Origin of the sequence: Rhodococcus sp. OK302 (genome assembly GCF_002245895.1) — a bacterium.
In the GTDB taxonomy this organism is placed as follows: domain Bacteria; phylum Actinomycetota; class Actinomycetes; order Mycobacteriales; family Mycobacteriaceae; genus Rhodococcus_F.
The window spans coordinates 778811-797952 of sequence record NZ_NPJZ01000001.1; the positions used below are offsets into that span (position 1 = coordinate 778811).

Genomic DNA, 19142 nt, shown 5'->3' on the forward strand with positions numbered 1-19142 from the left:
TGTCTGCTCGGATCACCGGAAATCGAGTTCATGCACTCCGGATCCGGAACAGCCAGTTTTCCGCAACGCCAATTGCACAGCATCCTCGACGGAACTCCGAAAGAATTCTTAGCTGCAGAACACTGGCCATCTCCGTCACTCCTGAGATCGAGCATCAACCAGACCTGACCTGTAGGCCCAGATCGCGGTTTGAAGTCGACTCTTCGTTCCCACCTTGTTCGATATGCGCCCAAGGTGAGACTTAATGGTACTAACCTCGATGCTTAGTTCTACTGAGATCTCGTCGTTGCTCAGACCCCGGGCAAGACAGTGAACAATCTCTGCTTCCCGAGCGGTCAATAGGATCGAATCACTTTCAACTGGTTGCACATCCTTCACCTGCACCACTGATCGGCGCCCGAATTCGCGCGTCAAACTACCAAGCAACGTAGGACTGATAGTAGTACCACCTTTGTGCGCATTGTAGATAGCCTGCGCCAACTCACTTGGACCGGCATCTTTCAGGATGAATCCCGAAACACCCAGATCGATCGCCGAATACAAATAGTCATCGTGCCCGAATGTGGTGATGATTATTATCTTTTGCATTGAATGATTCGAGAGAATAATCTTCGCTGCAGCCAGTCCATCACCGTCCGGCATTCGAATATCCATGAGAATGACATCCGGGTTGAGCTGACCGGACTGATATACAGCATCCGGTCCGGAGTTCGCCTCTCCAACTACAACTATATCTTCATAGTTTGTCAAAAACAGCCTTAATCCGCGCCGAACTATAGGCTGATCGTCGACTATAAGGACCGTGATCATTGGTAGATAAACCCTTCGAGTGGGATTTTTGCTTGCACTTTCCAACGACCCTCTTCCGAAGGTCCGGCATGGAAGACACCGCCCAGATACTCGGTGCGTTCCCTGAGTCCGACCAGTCCGAGCCCCTGCCCATGCATGTCGCGGTCAAGCGACACTCCCACATCGTTTTCGACCATTATTTTCAGACTTCCCGAATCTCGTCTTATCGCCACAGCAACGCGGCTTCCATACGCGTGCCGAAGGACATTCGACAGGCTTTCTTGCACTATTCGATAGCAAGATACCTGTATAGCACTATCAATATCCGACAGGTCACTACCAATATCGACCGTGATTGTAAGGCCCGATCTTTGACATCCATCAACCAGACTCATAACCGATTGAATGTTCGGCTGGGGGCTTTGCGATTCGGTAGGTCCAATCCGCAGGACCTCAACAAGTTGACGAAGGCTCCGAAGAGCACGTTCACCCTGATCAACAACCCCGAAGAGTAAATCCTTCACCTCTCCTGGCGCAGTCTCAAAGATCTCGGCTGCCGCTTTGCCTTGTATTATTACAGCCGTCAGATGGTGCGCTGAGACATCATGAAGCTCACGAGCCATACGCGCTCTCTCATCAGCCAAAGCATTCTGAACATCCACATCTCGCTCCTGCTTCAACTGCCGAATCTGCACCTCATCGACCAACTTGTGACGCCGCTGATTCCGCACAACCTTCCCCAGTGCAATAAAAATTCCATAGCTCATCAGAACATTCATTACTGGTGAGAACAACAAATCTCCGAATGCGCCGGATGAGAGTGGCAAATTTAGATCATTGATTCGAAGATTGACGCTGACGAGAATGTCAGCACTGAGTCCGGCCAGGACTGCCAGATAGAATGTGCGCCCTTCTGTTCTAATTGAAAGCATCAGAATCGAAACCCAATATAAAGGAGTCACTGCCGGACCACGATTGCCAAGAACCAGTGCCAGCACAACCATCGCAAAAACACTTACAGCAAAAAGCGCGACTGGGTGCCATCTCGCCCTCACCAGTGCAACCGTATTGATTGCAATAACCAGTATCGGACCGAGAAGTTGCCCATAATCGAGTTGAGAATCGGAATCTTTCGGAAAAGTATCTCCGATCAACGTCGCGACAACCATAAACACAACACTCAGTACGCCGACAAATAGAACACCTACGCGACCCGTTTTCGAGAGTTGTGAGCCTTGACTGCTCCCCCACCAACCCCACTCAGCTTTCGGCTCTGCCTCATCGTTCTCTGGTTCGTCGATTGCGGTGGAGTAGGTCACCGTCACGTCCCTCCGCGAATTGTTGATCCCGGTAGCGGACTCAAGCTATCAAATCGGACAGACACCCAAGATGAATTCGCCTGATTCAGTCACAACAGATCTCAAACATCCCGAGGCACGGCTCGACTGCGCCGACAACGCGGGAGGGATCATCCAACAATTCGGCCGGCCGTAGGGATGACTGCTTTTACTGTCCAGCCGTTGCCGAGGGGTCCGGCGAGGAGTGTGCCGCCCAACAGCGTTACTCGTTCCCGCATTCCTGAAATCCCCAAGCTCTGACCGTCGGTAGCAGCAGCACCCATACCCGCACTATTGGTGATGTCGAGGCGGATTGAGTCACTCTCGCATCGCACACTCACCTTCGCGGAACTCTGCGGCGCATGGCGGAGAACATTCGACAATGCTTCCTGCACAACACGATAGGAAGACAGTTGGACTGCGCTATCGATTTCCTCGAAAGCATCCTCCAGATCGAGTTCCAACAGCGGAATAGACGCCCGACAGCCCTCGACCAGTTGCGGAATATCGGCGATCATCGGCTGTGGATACCTGGGATCCGTCCCACCGATACGCAGAATCCCCACAGTCTGGCGCAAACTGTTCAACGCGCGGTCGCCATGGTCGATCACGCCCCCGAGCAATGCCTTCGCCTGATCCGGATTGGACAACAACAACTTGTCTGCCGACTTCGCTTGGATGAGCATTCCGGTGAGGTGATGTGCGGCAACATCGTGCAGTTCACGCGCCATGTTCTGGCGCTCCTCTGCGATTGCGTCACTCAGTCGCGCTTCGTGATTCAACTGCATTTGCTCCATAGCCATGGAACTCGCGGAAGTTTGAGATCGGTGTCTCGAGACAACCATCCCGATCGTGATCATGACTGCGTAGCTACTCGCGATGTTCACAACCGGCGCGAACAGCAGAATCGGCAAATCCCCGATCGGAACCTGAGAGAGCGTCATACCCTCGCCGACCAACTTGAGTTTGGTTGTCAGCAATAGATCCGCTGTCATCCCGAGCATCACCAGCAACGCCAAGCGACTTCCGCTGGCCTTCCCAGCCAAGTAAACAATCGCACACCAATACAGCGGAGTAGCAGCCACTCCGCGGTCCTCCAGTAGGAGTCCGAGCGCCACCGTTCCGGCGAGCGTCAACAAATACATCCACACTGGGTACCTACGACGGAAGCATGCAACGACTGTCAATGCCACCAGGATTGTCGCTGTCCCTGCGAGAACCCCCGGGTTGGCAAGACTCTGGCCTCCTGAGTACCCCTTGCCGCCGAATAGACTACATGTTGCACCGAAAACCCAGACCGCGCTAAGGATTCCGGCAATAGTCGCCAACACAGCCGGATTCCGCGATAGAAGCTCTCGAGCTTCCAGCGAAATCTTCGCGAGCAACGAAGGTTGCTGACGAATGGTCACCACTTGCCATCTCCCCCTTGTGTGACGGACGGTCGAAATTTTCGCATCCACACTCCCGCGAATTAAGCTCATATTCGCATGCAAACAACAAATCTATGGGCATTACCAGAATACATGCGAATGCACTAGTACTTTTGGAGGATAATTATCGAATCTCAACCGAACTAATAATTCTGGTCAATCCTATTCAATGCCGACACCCCGAATTTCTCGCACACGAACGGTAGCGTCCTGACCATGAAGACTGCCTTTCTCTCGGTTGTTCGGGCCGTCCCATGATCTTGGTGACCTGGCGACAATGCCGCACTCACATCATGTGGGCGCAACACAGTCTGCGCAATGGTCGCCACACTCGTCATGTTCCTGATCGCACCCGTGGTGTTGACAGCACTGCTCCGGCCTCACTACGCAGAACCGGACACGAAGGTGCAGTCCATTAGCGGCTACGCCCGAGCGTCCGAGTACGCGCCGTCCCCCTATTACACCGTCGACGCGAGTTGGGTTGTCGGAGCTGGATTCACCGATCGCGACGGCAACATGATCACGGCGGACAATTCACTCTGCGAGAGCACGGATTACGCCAATGTCCGAGCTGGCGGAACTACCCACAAGGACCGTGCCCGCGCGCAGATCGAGTATGCGGAACGGATCTTGGAATTCGACTACTGCCTCAGGCAGCAAGGCATCGACCACTACGAAATCCTCTCCCATCCGCAGAGTCGGTACTGGCAGTTCCAAGCCATCGAAACTGCACTGATGCTGCTGTGCGCTGGATTGACGTCTCTGCTCGCGAATACTCGAAGACCTCAGATTCCCGCTCTACGCACCAAAGCATCTGTCGCAGAAGGAGATACCGCACCAAGCATCCGCAACAGCCCGGCATAACGCGGATACAACTCGATCGGCCGAGTCTCGATAGCCCTCACTATCCACGACGCCGCTTGATCCGCCGTCAAAGCCGGCTGACTCACGTAGTCGGAGGTAGGCGCAATCATCGGCGTACGGATAAGCGGAAACTGCACCGTACTGACGTCGACACCCGTGCCATGACATTCAGCTCCAAGGCTGCGGCCGAAAGCACTGAGCGCCGATTTCGACGCGTGATAGGCGCTGAACCTGGGCATCACACCGGCGCTCACACCCCACGTCCCCACATTGACGATGTGCCCGGAATGAGCTTCGAGCATCGAGGGCAACAGCCGCAACGTCAACCGCGCCGGCCCAAAGTAGTTGAGCGCCATCGTGCGCTCATAATCATGGAACCGCTCCACTGAGTCGGCAGCAGTCCGGCGGATCGAGCGGCCCGCGTTGTTGATCAAAACATCGACGGCCCCGAATTGATCGGCAATGGCGTCGGCAAGTTCGTCGACGCTCTCGCCTTTCGAGAGATCCGCCGGCAAGACGTGCGCCAATCCACCCTCCCGTTGGATGCCGCGCTGCACTCGCTCGAGTTCTTCGACGCCGCGGGCGATCAGAATCAACTCGGCACCCCGGGCGGCCAACGTGCGCGCGGTTGCCTCACCGATTCCGGACGACGCCCCGGTCAGCACGATGGTCTTGTCCGAGAAGCCAACAGGAGGCGCCGGAAGTAGCGAACGGAGTCGCGTCGGCGGACTCAACACAAAATTGCTGAAAAGACTTCTGATCACGTCAGTACCGGTCCTGTCTGCGGGTTCATGAAGCTACTCAACAGTAAGTTATGCGGCCCAGCCCCACCAGGCCGAAGAGGGCTAGCTTTTCCTGATACCTGCGGTTACATTAAACGCAGACCGAGTGCCTGCGATCACACGAACCGGCCCTCGATACCACCGAAGAGGGAGACGAATATGACGCTCACGACGGCGTTCGACAAGAACGCGGAAGCCTCCGACGACTCGTACAACGAGACACTCCGCCTCCTGTCCGAGGGATCGGTACACAAGCGCTTCGACCCCTACCTCGATATTGACTGGGACTCCCCCGAACTCGCGGTTACCCCCAACGACCCCCGCTGGATCCTCCCGGCCGAGACAGACCCGCTGGGCGCCCACCCCTGGTACCAGGCGCAGAGCGAGGCCAGGCAGATCGAGATCGGGATGTGGCGGCAGGCCAACGTCGCGAAGGTCGGCCTCCAATTCGAGAACATCCTGATCCGCGGCATGATGCAGTACGTCTTCTCGCTGCCCAATCAGTCGGCCGAGGCCCGCTACTGCACCCACGAATCCGTCGAAGAGTGCAACCACACCATGATGTTCCAGGAAATGGTGAACCGCATCGGCGTCGACGCTCCCGGCATGAGCCGCCCGATGCGCATGCTGGCACCGTTCATCCCCCTCGCTGCCGGACCACTTCCCGAAATCTTCTTCGTAGGCGTCTTGGCCGGCGAGGAACCGATCGATCACATTCAGAAGAGCATCCTGCGCGCCGGCGGTGATATTCACCCGATCATGGCGTCCGTCATGGCAATTCACGTTGCCGAGGAAGCACGTCATATCTCGTTTGCGCACAAGCTCCTGAGCCGACGCATCCCACTGATGTCCCGCCCCAGCCGCTTTGTGCTGTCACTTCTCTTCCCCTTGGTCATGCGAATCCTGTGCGACGCCATCGTGATTCCGCCGAAGACCTTCTGGAAGCAGTTCGACATCCCGGCATCCGTGAAGAAGGACCTGTTCTGGGAACTCCCCGAATCGCGTCAGACTCTGCGCAACTACTTCGGTGACGTTCGCATGCTCGCCACAGAAACCGGCCTGATGAATCGCGCGTCGCGCCTGGTGTGGAAGGCCTGCAAGATGGATGGCCGCGCATCACGTTTCCGCAGCGAGCCCCATCGCAGCACACACAACGCCGCAGCCTAGATCGGAACTTTGCCGCCATGTCACACGTAGTCACACAGTCCTGCTGCAGCGACGCCTCCTGCGTCTACGCCTGCCCGGTCAACTGCATCCATCCGACGCCGGACGAGCCGGATTTCCTCACCGCCGAGATGCTGCACATCGACCCGCAGGCCTGCGTCGACTGCGGGGCGTGCGTATCGGCCTGCCCGGTCGATGCGATTGTGCCTGAGTCGAAACTGACTGACCCGCAACGTGTTTTCTTGCAGATTAATGCGGATTTCTACAAAGAGGAGCGGCCGCGGCCACTGCTCGCCAAGGTGATTCCGGCCACCACCGTCGATCAGGGGCGTCCACCGCTGCGTGTTGCGATCGTCGGTTCCGGTCCGTCGGCGATGTATGCGGCCGACGAGTTGCTGACTCAGCCCGATGTGCAGGTCAACGTCTTCGATCGACTTCCCGTGCCCTACGGCCTGGTTCGCGCCGGCGTAGCTCCCGATCATCAGAAGACCAAGCAGGTCACCCGCCTGTTCGACAAGATCGCCGCACAAAAGGGTTTCGAGTTCTACCTGAACGTGGAGATCGGTAATCACCTCTCCCACAACGAACTTCTTGAAAACCATCACGCTGTCCTCTACGCGGTAGGCGCTTCGTCCGATCGCGGCCTGGACATCCCGGGTGCCGATCTGCCCGGAACAGCTTCGGCCACAGACTTTGTGGCGTGGTACAACGGCCACCCCGATCATGCCGACGACGTCTTCGACCTCTCGCATCAACGCGCCGTCATCATCGGAAACGGCAACGTCGCACTCGACGTCGCTCGCATCTTGACGGCAGACCCGGAGAAGCTCGCAGCCACCGACATCTCCGCCCACGCGCTCGCAGCGCTGCGGAAGAGCCTCGTCGAAGAGGTAGTCATCGTCGGCCGACGCGGAATCGCGCAGTCCGCCTTCACCGTTCCCGAGTTCACGGGCCTGATGGCCCTGCCGGACATCGAACTGTCCGTCGGCCCCGACGACATGATTCTCGATCCGGCCACCGAACACGCAGACGCACTGCCGCATGCCGTCGAGCAGAAACTCAAACTCCTCGAGGCGTTGAAGAACCGCGATCACGTCGATGTCGGTAGCAAACGAATCACCTTGCGCTACCTGCTCACACCGACTGCCATCACCGGCGAGGACCACGTCACCGGCGTCGAGTTCGACCGCAACACACTCGTCGACGGCGACGGCGCCGCCGGTATCGAACCCACCGGCGACACCGAAACCATCGACACCGGCTTGGTACTCACGTCCATCGGCTATCGCGGCGTCCCCCTCACCGGTGTCCCGTTCGACGAGCGGGCCTCGGTGATTCCCAACGACGGAGGCCGTGTCCTCGAAGCGCCCGGTGTCTACGCAACGGGCTGGATCAAGCGTGGCCCCAGCGGCTTCATCGGCACCAACAAATCCTGCGCCCAGGAAACCGTCGGCAAGCTCGTGGACGACTTCAACAACGGCAACCTGACCAGCCCCTCGGCCGACGCAACCGCCCTGGATCGATTGGTCCGGTCACGGCAATCAGCCGTCGTCGATCGCGCCGGTTGGCACGCCATCGACAAAGCAGAACGTGAACGCGGGGCCGCCCACGGACGGATTCGCGAGAAGATCCTCGATCAGGCTGAGGCGTTATCGATCATCAACGCCGCAGCTCAGGCAAAATCAGCGCGTCGCAGGCTCTGGAAGGCGTCCCACTGACCGAAAAATTCGACCCATCTGCGCTGCATATCGTGTAATACTGCAACTTGTTTCAGTAAGCGGCTACAGCGGCCTCGATCTCCGGATCAGGTACGCCCACAGATGAGGTATGCATGAGCGAGACTGCAACGCCGGCAGTTGAGGGCTGGTTCACGACCGGCGCTGAACCGGCTCTGATCGGCACCAAGTGCCAATCCTGCGGCACCATTTCCTTCCCCCGCGAGACCACGTTCTGCAAGAACCCGAGCTGCTCAGGTGAAGAATTCGCCGACACCGAGCTCTCGCGTCGCGGCACGGTCTGGTCGTACACCGACGCGCAGTACCAGCCGCCACCGCCGTACATCCCCAGCTCCGACCCGTACGTGCCGTTCGCCCTCGCAGCCGTCGAGCTGCCCGAAGGCCTCGTCATCCTCGGCCAGGTGGCCGACGGTTACGGCGTCGACGATCTCAAGGTCGGCAACACCGTCGAACTGGTTGTCGAGCCGCTGTACACCGACGAAACCGGAGTCCGCACGACGTGGCGCTGGAAGCCCGTCGCAGCAGCAGTACAGGAGTCGCAGTCATGAGCAAAGACGTCGCAGTACTCGGTGTAGGTATGCACCCGTGGGGCAAGTGGGGCCAGTCGTTCGTGAAGTACGGCGTCGCCGCCGCTCGCGCCGCACTCGCTGATTCCGGTGTCGACTGGAAAGACGTCGACTTCATCGTCGGCGGCGAGACCGTCCGCAACGGATACGGCGGATACGTCGCCGGAGCCACCTTCGCTCAGGCCCTCGGCTGGAACGGCGCTCGCGTCGCCACGTCGTACGCCGCGTGCGCAACGGGCGCCCAGGCACTCGATACGGCTCGCGCCCGCATCCTCGCCGGCCTCAGTGAGGTCGCGTTGGTCGTCGGTGCCGACACCACCCCCAAGGGTTTCCTCGCTCCCGTCGCCGGTGAGCGTTGGGACGATCCGGACTGGCTGCGTTTCCGCCTCATGGGCATGACGAACCCGGCGTACTTCGCGCTCAATGCGCGTCGACGCATCGATCTCTACGGCGCAACGTCCGAGGACTTCGCCAACGTGAAGGTCAAGAATGCCAAGCACGGTCTGAACAACCCGAATGCGCGATACCGCAAGGAGGTCACCGTCGAAAACGTGTTGGCTTCCCCCGTGGTCTCCAACCCGCTGCACCTCCTCGACATCTGCGCTACCTCCGACGGCGGAGCAGCCATCCTGCTGACGTCGATGGAATACGCCCGCAAGATGGGTATCGCGGAACCTGTTCGCATCAAGGCGATTTCGACGGTCACGCCGACGTTCCCGCAGACGATCATGGACATGCCGAACTTCTCCACCGATTCCAGCTCCGCCGTGCCTGCACCGGAGCGCACGTTCAAGGAATCCATCGGCTACGCCGCTTACGAAGAAGCCGGCATCTCGCCTGAGGACGTCGACGTGGCCGAGGTCTACGACCTCGCTACGTCCGTCGAGCTCGACTGGATCGAAGACCTCGCACTTTGCAAGCGCGGCGAGGCCGAACACCTCCTGCGCGCCGGCGACACCACCATCGGTGGCCGCATCCCGGTCAACCCGTCCGGTGGCCTCGCCTGCTTCGGCGAAGCTGTTCCCGCACAGGCACTTGCGCAGGTCTGCGAGCTCACCTGGCAGCTGCGAGGGCAAGCTGAAGGCCGTCAGGTCGAAGGCGCTCGCATCGGCATCACCGCAAACCAGGGCCTCTTCGGCCACGGCTCATCGGTGATCGTTTCCGCCTGAGTCCGATTATTCGAAACCGCGCGGGGTGTGACACACACCCCGCGCGGTTTTGTTTTGGAAAGACCAGGCCTACCGGGCTCGCATCGCGTCGAGTGTCTCGTACAGATACATCCGGAACACCGCCGCCATGTCCACCGCCTCGGCATCCACCAGCCACTGCTGCTGGAGTCCGTCCATCATGGCAACCAGCCGGAACGCGTGGGCCTCGGGATCGATATCGGCCCGGAACTCTCCGGACGCGATCCCGGCGCGGATACCGTCCGCGATGAACGCTCGAATACGCCGATAGCGGTTGTGGGCCCAGGTGTGGGCCGGATGATCGACGGTGACGGACTCGGCGCTCAGGACGGTGAAAAGCTGGACGAGGCCGGGGATGCGCTGGTTGCGCTCGACGAGGTCTGCGAGGGCCTCCATCGCAGGGATCCCGGTGAGCCGCGCGCCGTCCGCGTCGGTGAAGCGCTCTACGTCCATGTCGTCACGCATGTCCAGCGTGGCCGCCAGCAACTCTTCTTTGGTGCGGAAGTGGTGCAGCAGGCCAGGCTGGGAGAGTTCCGCACGCTCGGCTATCCGGGCGAGCGAGGCACCGCGGTAGCCGTTCTCGGCGAACTCCTCCATTGCGACGTGCAGGATCCGGGTTCGTCGGGCCCGACCGACGGCGTAACTGCCGCCCTTCCGGGGTCGGACGGTCATATTTCGGCCCTTCTCTCCGGTGTCCACGGTCTCACCTTAAGAGGTCGGGGATAACATCGCGATAACAAACCTAGTAGGCACTCGGTATTGGGGACTAGCCTCGACCCGGTGGCCGAAAGACCCAGTCACGCGACGGCACGAAGGAGTCTTTTTGTGAACAGCCCGCCGGAGACCGCTCGGAACACTTCCGGGCCGGTCCCCGCCACACGGCCGCCGGGGCTGCTGATCTCGGGCGTCGTCCTGCTGATTCTCGGCATCGTCGAGGCCGCGATCATCATGTCGAACGTGATCACACCGCCATGGAAGAGCTTGGACGACTCCTGGCGACGGACCATGGAGAGCAGTCGCGAAGGCGCGCTCACCGGCTTCGCCAAGGTCGTCGACTTCCTGGGCGGGCCGATCGGCAGCATCGTGATCCTCCTGCTGCTGATCGGTGCATTCCTGTATCGCAAGCGGCCGCGCGCGGCAGTCTTCATTGCCGTCGGAACTGTGGCAACCAGCGTCGTCGCCCAGGTCGTGAAGAAAGTCGTCGACCGACCTCGACCACTCGAGCCACTAGTGAGGGTCGACCACGGGTCCTTTCCCTCCGGACACACCGTGTTCGTCGTCAGTACCGCCATCATGCTGATCGCACTGCTGAGCGTCCCGGGCCGGCGGCAGCTCGGTGTCATTCTCGCGGTACTAGCCACCGCGGTAATGATCTGGGACCGTACATATCTCGGCGCCCACTGGTTCTCGGACACAATCGGCGGCCTGTTTCTCGGAGGCGGCACTACCCTCGTGCTGTGGTGGCTGATGACGCCCTACCTATCGACCGAAAAGCTTGTGAACACCAACAAGGAGAACGCGACATGACCGTGAATTTGTCCCGCATCAAGATCTCGCGCGGCGAGCTGTCCTACTTCGAGGCGACACCCGACGCCGGCACCGACGTCAAGGGCACCGTCGTCATGGTCCCCGGCTTCACCGGCTCCCGGGAGGATTTCCTCCCGATGGCACCGTTCGTCACCGCCGCCGGCTACCGCCTGATCTCGTACTCGCAGCTCGGACAATACGATTCGGATGGCCCGGACGGACGGGATGCGGTCGGCGAGTACACGATCGCCAAGTTCGCCCTGGACCTCGCCGAGGTGCTCGACGCACTTGCGCCCGGCGAGAAGGTCCACCTCCTCGGCCACAGCTTCGGCGGGCTCGTCACCCGCGCGGCCGTGCTGAACGACCCGGCGCGATTCCTGGACTACGTAATCCTCGACTCGCCGCCGAACGGTCAGGATCTGGGCGGAGCGGTCGACATGGGCCAGATCCCGGAACTGCTGTGGGCGGGCGGCAACGAGGCGTTGTGGCAGGCCATGTTCGGCGCCTTCGAGGACATCTTCCCGGCACCGGTCAAGGAGTTCCTGCGAGGCCGGATCATGGCGACCAAGACCGCGAACATCGCCGGGATCGCCCTCACCATGAGCGCCGAGCCGGATCGCGTCGAGGAGTTGGGCGCGACCGGCGTGCCGATCCTCGTCGCCGCCGGCGAGAACGACGTCATTCCGCTGGACGCCCAGGCTGACGCCGCGGCGCGTCTCGGCGTGAAGTTCGAGATTATTGCCGGGGCCTCCCACACCCCCAACGAGGAGAAGCCCGAGGAGCTGACGAAGGTACTAGTCGACTTCTGGGCGGGCCACACTGCCTGACACTGGTTTACGTCATGACGGCTCCGGCGGTGCACGTCACCGCCGGAGCTGTCATTTCCGGATGAAATCGAGAAGGTCCGCGCTCAAGGCCTCTTCGTACTCACCCACAAGTCCGTGCGACCCACCCGGGTACACCTTGAGCTTCGCACCCGAAACCAGTTCGGCAACGTCGAACCTTTGGCATTTCAACTCCTCTTCAAGCACAGAATTCCCTGGCACGAATACCCGATACCTACAGGGGGAAACGGCTGATCCGACGAAACGCTGATTAAGCAATGCCCGAATTGGGTAATTTCATAGTGCCACTCCCCAGACGCCAGGAGTCCGATGAAAAGCTCGGTTCGTGTATCGGCAGTGCCAGCGCCCGAACCAGGTGGAATGGCGGCCGAGGGTGAACATCAGAGCAGGTTCCGGCCACCGTCAGCTATTGCACATGCAATACCGAGGCCACGCCTGCATCGGCAACTCTCCGCGTCCACGCACTCAAACACAGTGAGCCTGCTGTGCGCACCGGCCGGCGCAGGCAAAACGCTCCTACTGGCCGACTGGGCCCGCGAGCAATCCCATTCAGCGATTTGCTGGCTGACTCTGGCTGAGCGCGACAACAATGCCCGCGTCCTGTGCACCTCGCTGAGTGAGGCCCTGTCCCAGCATGTCGAACCCAACGCGCGCGGTGCGCCCCCGCAGTTCTGGCTCTCCGGCTTCATGGACGCAATCGCAGCCAGTGAACGCCCGATCACGCTGATTCTCGACGACGTTCATGCACTGCACGATCCCATCTCGATTTCGACGCTCGATCACGTTCTCTCGAATGCCCCGCCAAACCTGTCGATTGTTCTCGCGGCCCGGTACGAACCCCCTTTAACCTGGCATCGGCTAGCACTCGAGGGTCGGCTGAGTCGATTCGAAACGAGCAATCTCGCCTTCAACAGCACCGAAATCACGACGCTGTTGGCCGAATACGGCATCAGCCTGACCGCGGACCAGCTGGCGATCATCGAATCATTCACCAAGGGCTGGGGCGCGGTAGTCCGATTGGCGGGCGCCTACCTGTGCGGACGCGGCGACAAGGCTCATGCCGTCGAGGAATTCACGCACACCCCACGACCTGTCGCCGATTTCCTTGTCGACGAGGTGTTGGCCACACTCCCCCCGCGTCTCACGACGTTCATGCTTCGCACTTCGGTTGTCGACGCGTTCTCCATCGATCTGGCCGAAGCCCTCACCGACAACGATGCCGGAACCGAAATCGACTCGCTGATCCAGTTCAATCTGCCGCTCACACGCACCGATTCGGCCGATCACACAACCTGGCTGCGCTACCACCCGCTATTGCGTGAACATCTCCGGGCTGAGTTCCGGCGCGTCGATCCCGGCGGACGACTCCTGGCCAACCAACAGGCGGCCGGCTGGCTCGAGACTCATCAGTACGAAGTGGAAGCGCTCGAGCTCGAGGTCGGGATCGGTGACACAGCAAGGATTCTCGCATTTCTCGACCGTTGCGGACTAGGAATCGTACTGGACGGATACGGCAGCGATCTGGTTCGAATACTCGAGTCAGCGCCGATTCCGGTTGCCGAGTCACCTTGTACGCGAATGCTTCTTGCAGCTTCGGCACTGCATTGCGGAGACGCGACAACCGCCCGCACGTATCTGAACTTTCTGGGCGACGCATCCCTTCTGAACGAAGATGCACTGTACTGCGCACTGACCCTCGAATCTCTCTATGTAACTGCCGATTCTCGACACGACGCCACACTCTGCTCGCTCGCAGAACGACAGCACAGCACAAATTCCGATGTCGAAGCCTACGCACACCTTCAACTCGCGACCGGATACTTCCTGGACTGCGATTTCGACAGAGCAACAAACGAATACACCCAGGCAGCTGCGCTGGGAATGCTCCGGGGACGCACCCGCCTGGTCTTGAAATCCTTGACCGGTCTCGGGTTTGCCGCCGCCATGGACGGCAATGCTCTGGCAATGACCGCGCATTCGACGTACGCCCTCGACTACGCACTCAAACATCACCTCGTGGGGACCGCAGAATACGAGCTGTCGACCTCCGTCGCCGCTCTGGCTGCATATCTCTGCAACACAACGGATCTCCCCTACACGATCCCGACTGCCCAGAACTGTCGCCAAGCAGATGTTCTCGGCGTCAGCATCCCCGCGTTCGGATGGCATACCGTCATCACCTTCGGATTACAGCGACTCGACACTGCCGATGATCGCCGGTCTACAGTTGCAGAGATTCGCGACGCGATGCTCAATGCCGTTGAATCGGGCACCTTTTCGATAGCAAGTTCGGCTCTCCTCCCCGCAGTGGTCAACGCTTGCCTCTCCGTGGGCGAACTGGACTGGGCAAGCCGACTGATCCATGACGCATCCCGCCAACTCGGAGAGATCCCCGAAGTGCATCTGGCCCGTGCATCACTACGGCTTGCGGGCAACAGAAACACCGAGGCACAGATCGAACTGGAAGCCGTCACGCACGAACCTCACCGGCCACTACTCGGCCACCACATTTACACATCAGTCGTACAATCCTGCATTCACTCTGCAAACCGGCAACCCCGCAAGGCTTTTCAATCACTGCACAACGCCTTACGCATTGCCGAACACGAAAATTTGTTACGCCCTTTCCTCGACTACGGCCATTCGTTGCGGCGAATTCTCGACGATTTCAGTGGCCACTTCGGAGATCAGGAACCATTTGCCGAACGCGTACGATCGCAACTGCACCCGCAGGAACTGGTCAGCGCGCCCATTCTGACGCCGGGTGAATACACCGTCCTACGTGAACTCGCCACGGGCGATACGACGGAATCAATTGCCGAAACTTTGTTCCTGTCCGTCAACACCATCAAGACGCACCTTCGCGGGATCTACCGGAAACTCGACGTCAGCAATCGCCGTGACGCCCTCAAAGCCGCGCGGCGCGGCGGGCTCATCTGAGCCGACGTACCTGATGCGCCCACAGTTGCCGCCGCGGATTTACAGCGATACAAGGGACCGCATGAAGGTGTGGGTGACCATCACTCCGCGGCGACGCCTGGCATCTCGAATCTCGTTGGATATCCTCGAAGTCGGGTTGGTAGACAGCGCAATGACTCTCGCGGCCCAGGCTTTCACTTCGCTACTACCGGTCATGATTGCGGCATCGACGTTCCAACGATTGCAACCGCTCGCAGCGACTGCCCGAGACGATCTGGGTATAGACCTGCCGCCGACCGATTCCGCGAGTGTCGGCACCACAGCAGCTTTCGGAGTTCTCGGGCTACTGATGTTGCTGGTGAGTTCCACGTCCTACGCCCGAGCACTAGGACGAATGTACGGACGAATCTGGCATGTACCAATTGCTACACTTCGACAGGCCTGGCGCTGGCTGGCGGTGGTCCTCGTGATTGCCACTTCGGTTGCCGCAGCGGTGATCTGCCATCAGTTGAAAACGCTTCCCGCGGCGGGTCGCCTTCTCGAGTTCGCGTCCACCTACGTTGTGTGGGGGCTGGCCTGGACTGCGGTACCCATGCTACTGACCGCAAACCGGATGACCACCCGAATGTGTATCGGCTCCGGACTTTTGACGGCCACAGGCCTCAGTGCCTTACATGTCGCCAGCACCCTCTTCCTCCCCGAATCACCCATACTTCTCAGGACCAATTCGGCCTTCTCGGTGTGATGTTCACACTCATCAGTTGGCTGTTCATTTTCTCCGGCATCATCGTGGTGGCGAGCGTGATCGTGAGCTCCGTCGCCAAAGACGATGGACCGTTGGGAATCTGGCTACGCGGGTGACGGATCTGCCATAGCTTCTGCGACGCTCGGGTACACGTCAACTTTCACGCCGCCGGCAGCTCCCGCGAGAACATCCCGAAACTGTCCCACATCACGGGCCACGCGGAACGTGATGTTCTTGCGCTCCAACGAATCGCGCAGCTGCGCCAACATCTGAGCCCCGCTCACATCGATGAACGGTGATGTCTCGGCGTCGAGGATGATCATGCTCGTATCCTCGGTCACGAGGGCGTCGATCTGATCCCGAACATGGTCTGCGTTGGCAAAGAACAAGCCCGCTTCCACCCGCACCACGATCACGCCGTCGGCAGGTTTCAACTCGGGATGACTGCTGATATCCACCCAACGTGTGCCCTCCTTCGCCAGTGCTGCCACGTGGGGTTTGGACACACGGTAGAGAAGCAACAACATCGATACCGCGATACCGATGATCAACCCGGGCAACGTATCGAAGAGCAGTACGCCGAACATCGCCGCAATGGCAGCGGCAAAATCTGCGCGAGCCGCCAACCCGTAGATGCTGCCCAATCGCCGCGTCCAGACCCGGTACAGCGCTGCGAGAGAAGAAAAATCGACAAGTTCTATCACTGCGGCGATCACCACAGCTGAGAGCGTCGCTTCCGGAAGTTTTTCGAATAGACCAGTGAGAAACAGCAGTGTCACCACCGTCAGTACCGCAACCACCAAGCCGCTGACCTGAGTCTTTGCGCCCGCACCGCCGTTGACCGCTGTCTTGGAAAGGCTTCCGTTGACAACCATGCCTGAACAGAGGCCCGCCCCCAGATTCGCAGCACCCAACCCAGTCAACTCCCGGTTGGCGTCCACCGTGTATCCGGCTTTTGCTGCGTAAGTCTTTGCTGCACCCAGGCCTTCGGCAAAGCCGATGAGCAACACACCGACCGCGGGCCCGATCAAATCCAGATAGTCCTCGGCGCGCACCCCCGACGGAAGCCCGACGCTCGGCAGACCGGCATCGATGTGTCCGACGATGTCGATTCCCCGATCGTCGAGGCCGAACAATGCAACAGCAGCGATGCCCAACAAGACAACGAGCAATGAGCCAGGTACCAGCGGAAGCCAGCGCTTGACCGCCAAAACAGCTGCCAAGCTGAGCAATCCGACGAATACCGTGAGACCGTCAGCGTTCCCCAACTCGCGCAGCACCGACCAGGCCTGAACGAAGAAGTTCCCTTCCCCCTTCTCCACTCCGAGCAACTTGGGTACCTGCCCGATGATGATGGTCAGGGCCAAGCCGACAATGAATCCTTTGAGCACCGGCTCGGAGATGAACGACGCAATGAACCCCATCCGAATAAATCCGGCGAACAGCCCCACTAGTCCGGTGACGATCGCCAGCGCCACGGACAGTGAGAGGAATCGTGAATCATCGCCTCCAGCAAGGGGAGCGATCATCGCAGCGGACAATGCCGCTGTGGCGGACATCGGACCGACGATCAGATGGCGCGAACTACCCGCAGCGGCATACAGGATGAGCGCCGGCACAGCTGCATACAGTCCGATAACAGGAGGAACTCCCGCGATGGTGGCGTAGGCCAATGCCTCCGGGACCAGGACGGCCCACACCGTGAGACCAGCAATGATGTCCGGCCGAAGCCACGATCGTTGATATCCGGCCAACGAGCCGAACACCAACGGACTGCGGGCATGTTGCGGGCTCATAGCCCCTGGATTCCTTTACTGATCTGCATCGCCGCAATCAGGACGAGGAGTCCGACGTTCAGCAAGTGAGTGTTGGTTGCTATCCAGGTGCGAATCTTTTGGAGCGGCTCCGCTGCCTTCTCTTTCTTGATCAGGAGCAGTGCCACCGGAATCGCTACCGAGCTGGCCGATACCAGCGCGAACACAGCAGCGGCGGACCACTCCGCGGACGGGGACGCACTACTCAACCGAAAGTTCATTGCCGCCGCAATGGCACAGGACATGTCGATGGGATTGAGAACGAAAAGACCGAAGCCCAGAACACCGGACCGCGCCGGCGTGAAATGTTCCACCGACTCCAAAATCTTGGGTAATTGCGGTGCTGCCGCTGCTACATCACCGGGACCGGACGCAGCTGCCATCGCCAGCACTCTCTTACGACTGCGGGTGTACACGAACCAGGCTCCGGTAAGGAGAACCGCACCGAGTATCAAGTGCAGTATGGGCACCCACAGTGGCGGTTCATTGCGTTGACGAACTTGCAACGCCGTCAACACTGCAAATGAAACCGCCAGCGACACAATGATCCCGAGAAACCAGCCGAGAAGATACGCAATGCTGTTGATCCGAGCGCGATCCGAAAACAGCACGGCAACAACGGCAACAACGGCCAAAGGGCTCATGATAATTCCGAGCGCTAGCGGAATCTGTTGCAATAAAAGCGATCCCATTCCTACCTCCTCCGGTCAGAGACCGCCGATTCCTTTGCCGATCAGCACAACTCCGATAACCAAGATCAGTACGCTCATCACCGTCGTGTTGTTGCTCTGAAGCCAAACCTTCAACTGGGCCAACGGAGTACGCAGACGATCTGCAGCAACCAGATATCCGATCACGGGCACACACACCGTCGATGCCGCAATGACGGCAAAGATTGCGATGGCAACGACTACCTGCCCCGTCGGCAGTGTCGCTGAACCGATTGAAATGCCGGCAGCGATACACATCATCAGGTTCTTCGGATTGATCGCAGCCAAGGCAAACCCGAGGCCGAATCCCTTGGCCGCCGTCATATCGTCGATGGCCTGCATCCACTTCGGAGTTGCGTGTTCACCACCGCGGCCGCGCCATTGGATGGCGCCGAACACCAGGAGCAAGACGCCCAACGCGAGTTTGATCCATGAAACGACCACAGATGGCTCGTCGTCGGATTTTTGCAAACTACTGGACAGCAATACGAATATCACTGTTGCGACAACAATTCCGAGCACCCATCCCAATGCGAAACCAATGCTGGTACTGCCAGCTCGCTTCGACAAGAGCATCAAAATGGCTGCGATAATCGGTATGGGTGAAACTGCAACACCCACAGCAAGTGGCAGTAGATCGCCGATGACAGAACCCATGCGTGCCTCTTTCTCTCCCGCTAGACAATAGGGAGAGGTGTCCGATCAGGCCTCACACGAAAGGGATGAA

The 19142-nt window shown here is 59.5% G+C and carries 17 protein-coding genes; 9 read left to right on the forward strand and 8 right to left on the reverse strand.

Annotated elements, in window-relative coordinates; all coding sequences use genetic code 11:
- Positions 1–135: 135 nt before the first annotated feature.
- The 3 genes from BDB13_RS03570 to BDB13_RS03580 all read right to left on the reverse strand — a co-directional run bounded on the left by BDB13_RS03570 (position 136) and on the right by BDB13_RS03580 (position 3271).
- A complete protein-coding gene (locus BDB13_RS03570; protein ID WP_094270438.1) occupies positions 136–810 on the reverse strand; it encodes a response regulator in 675 nt (224 codons plus the stop codon).
- The gene (locus BDB13_RS03575; protein ID WP_094270439.1) at positions 807–2114 is read right to left on the reverse strand and encodes a sensor histidine kinase; all 1308 of its coding nucleotides are present in this window, start codon (positions 2112–2114) and stop codon (positions 807–809) included. The genes BDB13_RS03570 and BDB13_RS03575 overlap by 4 nt, the downstream gene beginning before the upstream one ends.
- A gap of 143 nt (positions 2115–2257) precedes the next feature.
- Complete coding sequence (locus tag BDB13_RS03580; RefSeq protein WP_176459516.1) at positions 2258–3271, reverse strand: sensor histidine kinase; 1014 nt, start codon at positions 3269–3271, stop codon at positions 2258–2260.
- A gap of 603 nt (positions 3272–3874) precedes the next feature.
- Here BDB13_RS03580 and BDB13_RS03585 point away from each other — a divergent pair.
- Positions 3875–4420, forward strand: a complete 546-nt coding sequence (locus tag BDB13_RS03585; RefSeq protein WP_094270441.1) for a hypothetical protein — start codon at positions 3875–3877, stop codon at positions 4418–4420.
- Here BDB13_RS03585 and BDB13_RS03590 read toward each other — a convergent pair.
- Positions 4342–5184, reverse strand: coding sequence for an SDR family oxidoreductase (locus tag BDB13_RS03590; RefSeq protein WP_094270442.1), 843 nt, complete (start codon positions 5182–5184; stop codon positions 4342–4344). The two genes, BDB13_RS03585 and BDB13_RS03590, sit on opposite strands and share 79 nt — an antisense overlap.
- A gap of 177 nt (positions 5185–5361) precedes the next feature.
- Here BDB13_RS03590 and BDB13_RS03595 point away from each other — a divergent pair, with 177 nt between their 5' ends.
- From BDB13_RS03595 to BDB13_RS03610, 4 genes are all read left to right on the forward strand, one after another.
- Positions 5362–6369 carry an AurF N-oxygenase family protein gene (locus BDB13_RS03595; protein WP_094270443.1) on the forward strand — a complete coding sequence of 336 codons (1008 nt, stop codon included), beginning with the start codon at positions 5362–5364 and terminating at the stop codon, positions 6367–6369.
- A gap of 17 nt (positions 6370–6386) precedes the next feature.
- Positions 6387–8084 (forward strand): FAD-dependent oxidoreductase, encoded by a 1698-nt coding sequence (locus BDB13_RS03600; RefSeq protein WP_094270444.1) that lies wholly within the window; start codon positions 6387–6389, stop codon positions 8082–8084.
- Between the two features lie 113 nt (positions 8085–8197).
- The gene (locus BDB13_RS03605; RefSeq protein WP_094270445.1) at positions 8198–8650 is read left to right on the forward strand and encodes a Zn-ribbon domain-containing OB-fold protein; all 453 of its coding nucleotides are present in this window, start codon (positions 8198–8200) and stop codon (positions 8648–8650) included.
- Positions 8647–9837 carry a lipid-transfer protein gene (locus tag BDB13_RS03610; protein ID WP_094270446.1) on the forward strand — a complete coding sequence of 397 codons (1191 nt, stop codon included), beginning with the start codon at positions 8647–8649 and terminating at the stop codon, positions 9835–9837. Before BDB13_RS03605 ends, BDB13_RS03610 begins: the two co-directional genes overlap by 4 nt.
- A gap of 69 nt (positions 9838–9906) precedes the next feature.
- Here the strand turns inward: BDB13_RS03610 and BDB13_RS03615 are convergent, their stop codons facing one another.
- Complete coding sequence (locus BDB13_RS03615) at positions 9907–10554, reverse strand: TetR/AcrR family transcriptional regulator (RefSeq protein WP_206042758.1); 648 nt, start codon at positions 10552–10554, stop codon at positions 9907–9909.
- Between the two features lie 126 nt (positions 10555–10680).
- Between BDB13_RS03615 and BDB13_RS03620 the strand changes: the two genes are divergently transcribed.
- The 4 genes from BDB13_RS03620 (at position 10681) to BDB13_RS03635 (ending at position 15891) form a co-directional block, all read left to right on the forward strand.
- Entirely contained in the window at positions 10681–11382 is a 702-nt protein-coding gene (locus BDB13_RS03620; protein WP_094270448.1) for a phosphatase PAP2 family protein, read from the forward strand.
- Entirely contained in the window at positions 11379–12209 is an 831-nt protein-coding gene (locus BDB13_RS03625) for an alpha/beta fold hydrolase (protein WP_094270449.1), read from the forward strand. Before BDB13_RS03620 ends, BDB13_RS03625 begins: the two co-directional genes overlap by 4 nt.
- 492 nt (positions 12210–12701) lie before the next feature.
- The gene (locus BDB13_RS03630; RefSeq protein ID WP_254922694.1) at positions 12702–15167 is read left to right on the forward strand and encodes a helix-turn-helix transcriptional regulator; all 2466 of its coding nucleotides are present in this window, start codon (positions 12702–12704) and stop codon (positions 15165–15167) included.
- A gap of 61 nt (positions 15168–15228) precedes the next feature.
- A complete protein-coding gene (locus BDB13_RS03635) occupies positions 15229–15891 on the forward strand; it encodes a hypothetical protein (protein ID WP_254922695.1) in 663 nt (220 codons plus the stop codon).
- 104 nt (positions 15892–15995) lie between these two features.
- On the opposite strand, the gene BDB13_RS03640 is transcribed toward BDB13_RS03635, so the two are convergent.
- From BDB13_RS03640 to BDB13_RS03650, 3 genes are read right to left on the reverse strand one after another with little or no spacing between them, the layout of a single operon-like run.
- Entirely contained in the window at positions 15996–17687 is a 1692-nt protein-coding gene (locus BDB13_RS03640; protein ID WP_094270451.1) for a SulP family inorganic anion transporter, read from the reverse strand.
- A complete protein-coding gene (locus tag BDB13_RS03645) occupies positions 17684–18397 on the reverse strand; it encodes a GAP family protein (RefSeq protein WP_094270452.1) in 714 nt (237 codons plus the stop codon). Before BDB13_RS03645 ends, BDB13_RS03640 begins: the two co-directional genes overlap by 4 nt.
- Before the next feature lie 15 nt (positions 18398–18412).
- On the reverse strand, positions 18413–19072 hold the full coding sequence (locus BDB13_RS03650) for a GAP family protein (protein WP_094270453.1): 660 nt from the start codon (positions 19070–19072) through the stop codon (positions 18413–18415).
- Positions 19073–19142 lie beyond the last annotated feature (70 nt).

Coding starts and splice junctions, on each gene's coding strand:
- BDB13_RS03570 (WP_094270438.1), bottom strand. CDS start 810: ATGATCACGGTCCTTATAGTCGACGATCAGCCTATAGTTCGGCGCGGA.
- BDB13_RS03635 (WP_254922695.1), top strand. CDS start 15,229: ATGAAGGTGTGGGTGACCATCACTCCGCGGCGACGCCTGGCATCTCGA.
- BDB13_RS03585 (WP_094270441.1), top strand. CDS start 3,875: ATGGTCGCCACACTCGTCATGTTCCTGATCGCACCCGTGGTGTTGACA.
- BDB13_RS03605 (WP_094270445.1), top strand. CDS start 8,198: ATGAGCGAGACTGCAACGCCGGCAGTTGAGGGCTGGTTCACGACCGGC.
- BDB13_RS03645 (WP_094270452.1), bottom strand. CDS start 18,397: ATGGGATCGCTTTTATTGCAACAGATTCCGCTAGCGCTCGGAATTATC.
- BDB13_RS03610 (WP_094270446.1), top strand. CDS start 8,647: ATGAGCAAAGACGTCGCAGTACTCGGTGTAGGTATGCACCCGTGGGGC.
- BDB13_RS03600 (WP_094270444.1), top strand. CDS start 6,387: ATGTCACACGTAGTCACACAGTCCTGCTGCAGCGACGCCTCCTGCGTC.
- BDB13_RS03595 (WP_094270443.1), top strand. CDS start 5,362: ATGACGCTCACGACGGCGTTCGACAAGAACGCGGAAGCCTCCGACGAC.
- BDB13_RS03625 (WP_094270449.1), top strand. CDS start 11,379: ATGACCGTGAATTTGTCCCGCATCAAGATCTCGCGCGGCGAGCTGTCC.
- BDB13_RS03650 (WP_094270453.1), bottom strand. CDS start 19,072: ATGGGTTCTGTCATCGGCGATCTACTGCCACTTGCTGTGGGTGTTGCA.
- BDB13_RS03580 (WP_176459516.1), bottom strand. CDS start 3,271: ATGTATTTGTTGACGCTCGCCGGAACGGTGGCGCTCGGACTCCTACTG.
- BDB13_RS03640 (WP_094270451.1), bottom strand. CDS start 17,687: ATGAGCCCGCAACATGCCCGCAGTCCGTTGGTGTTCGGCTCGTTGGCC.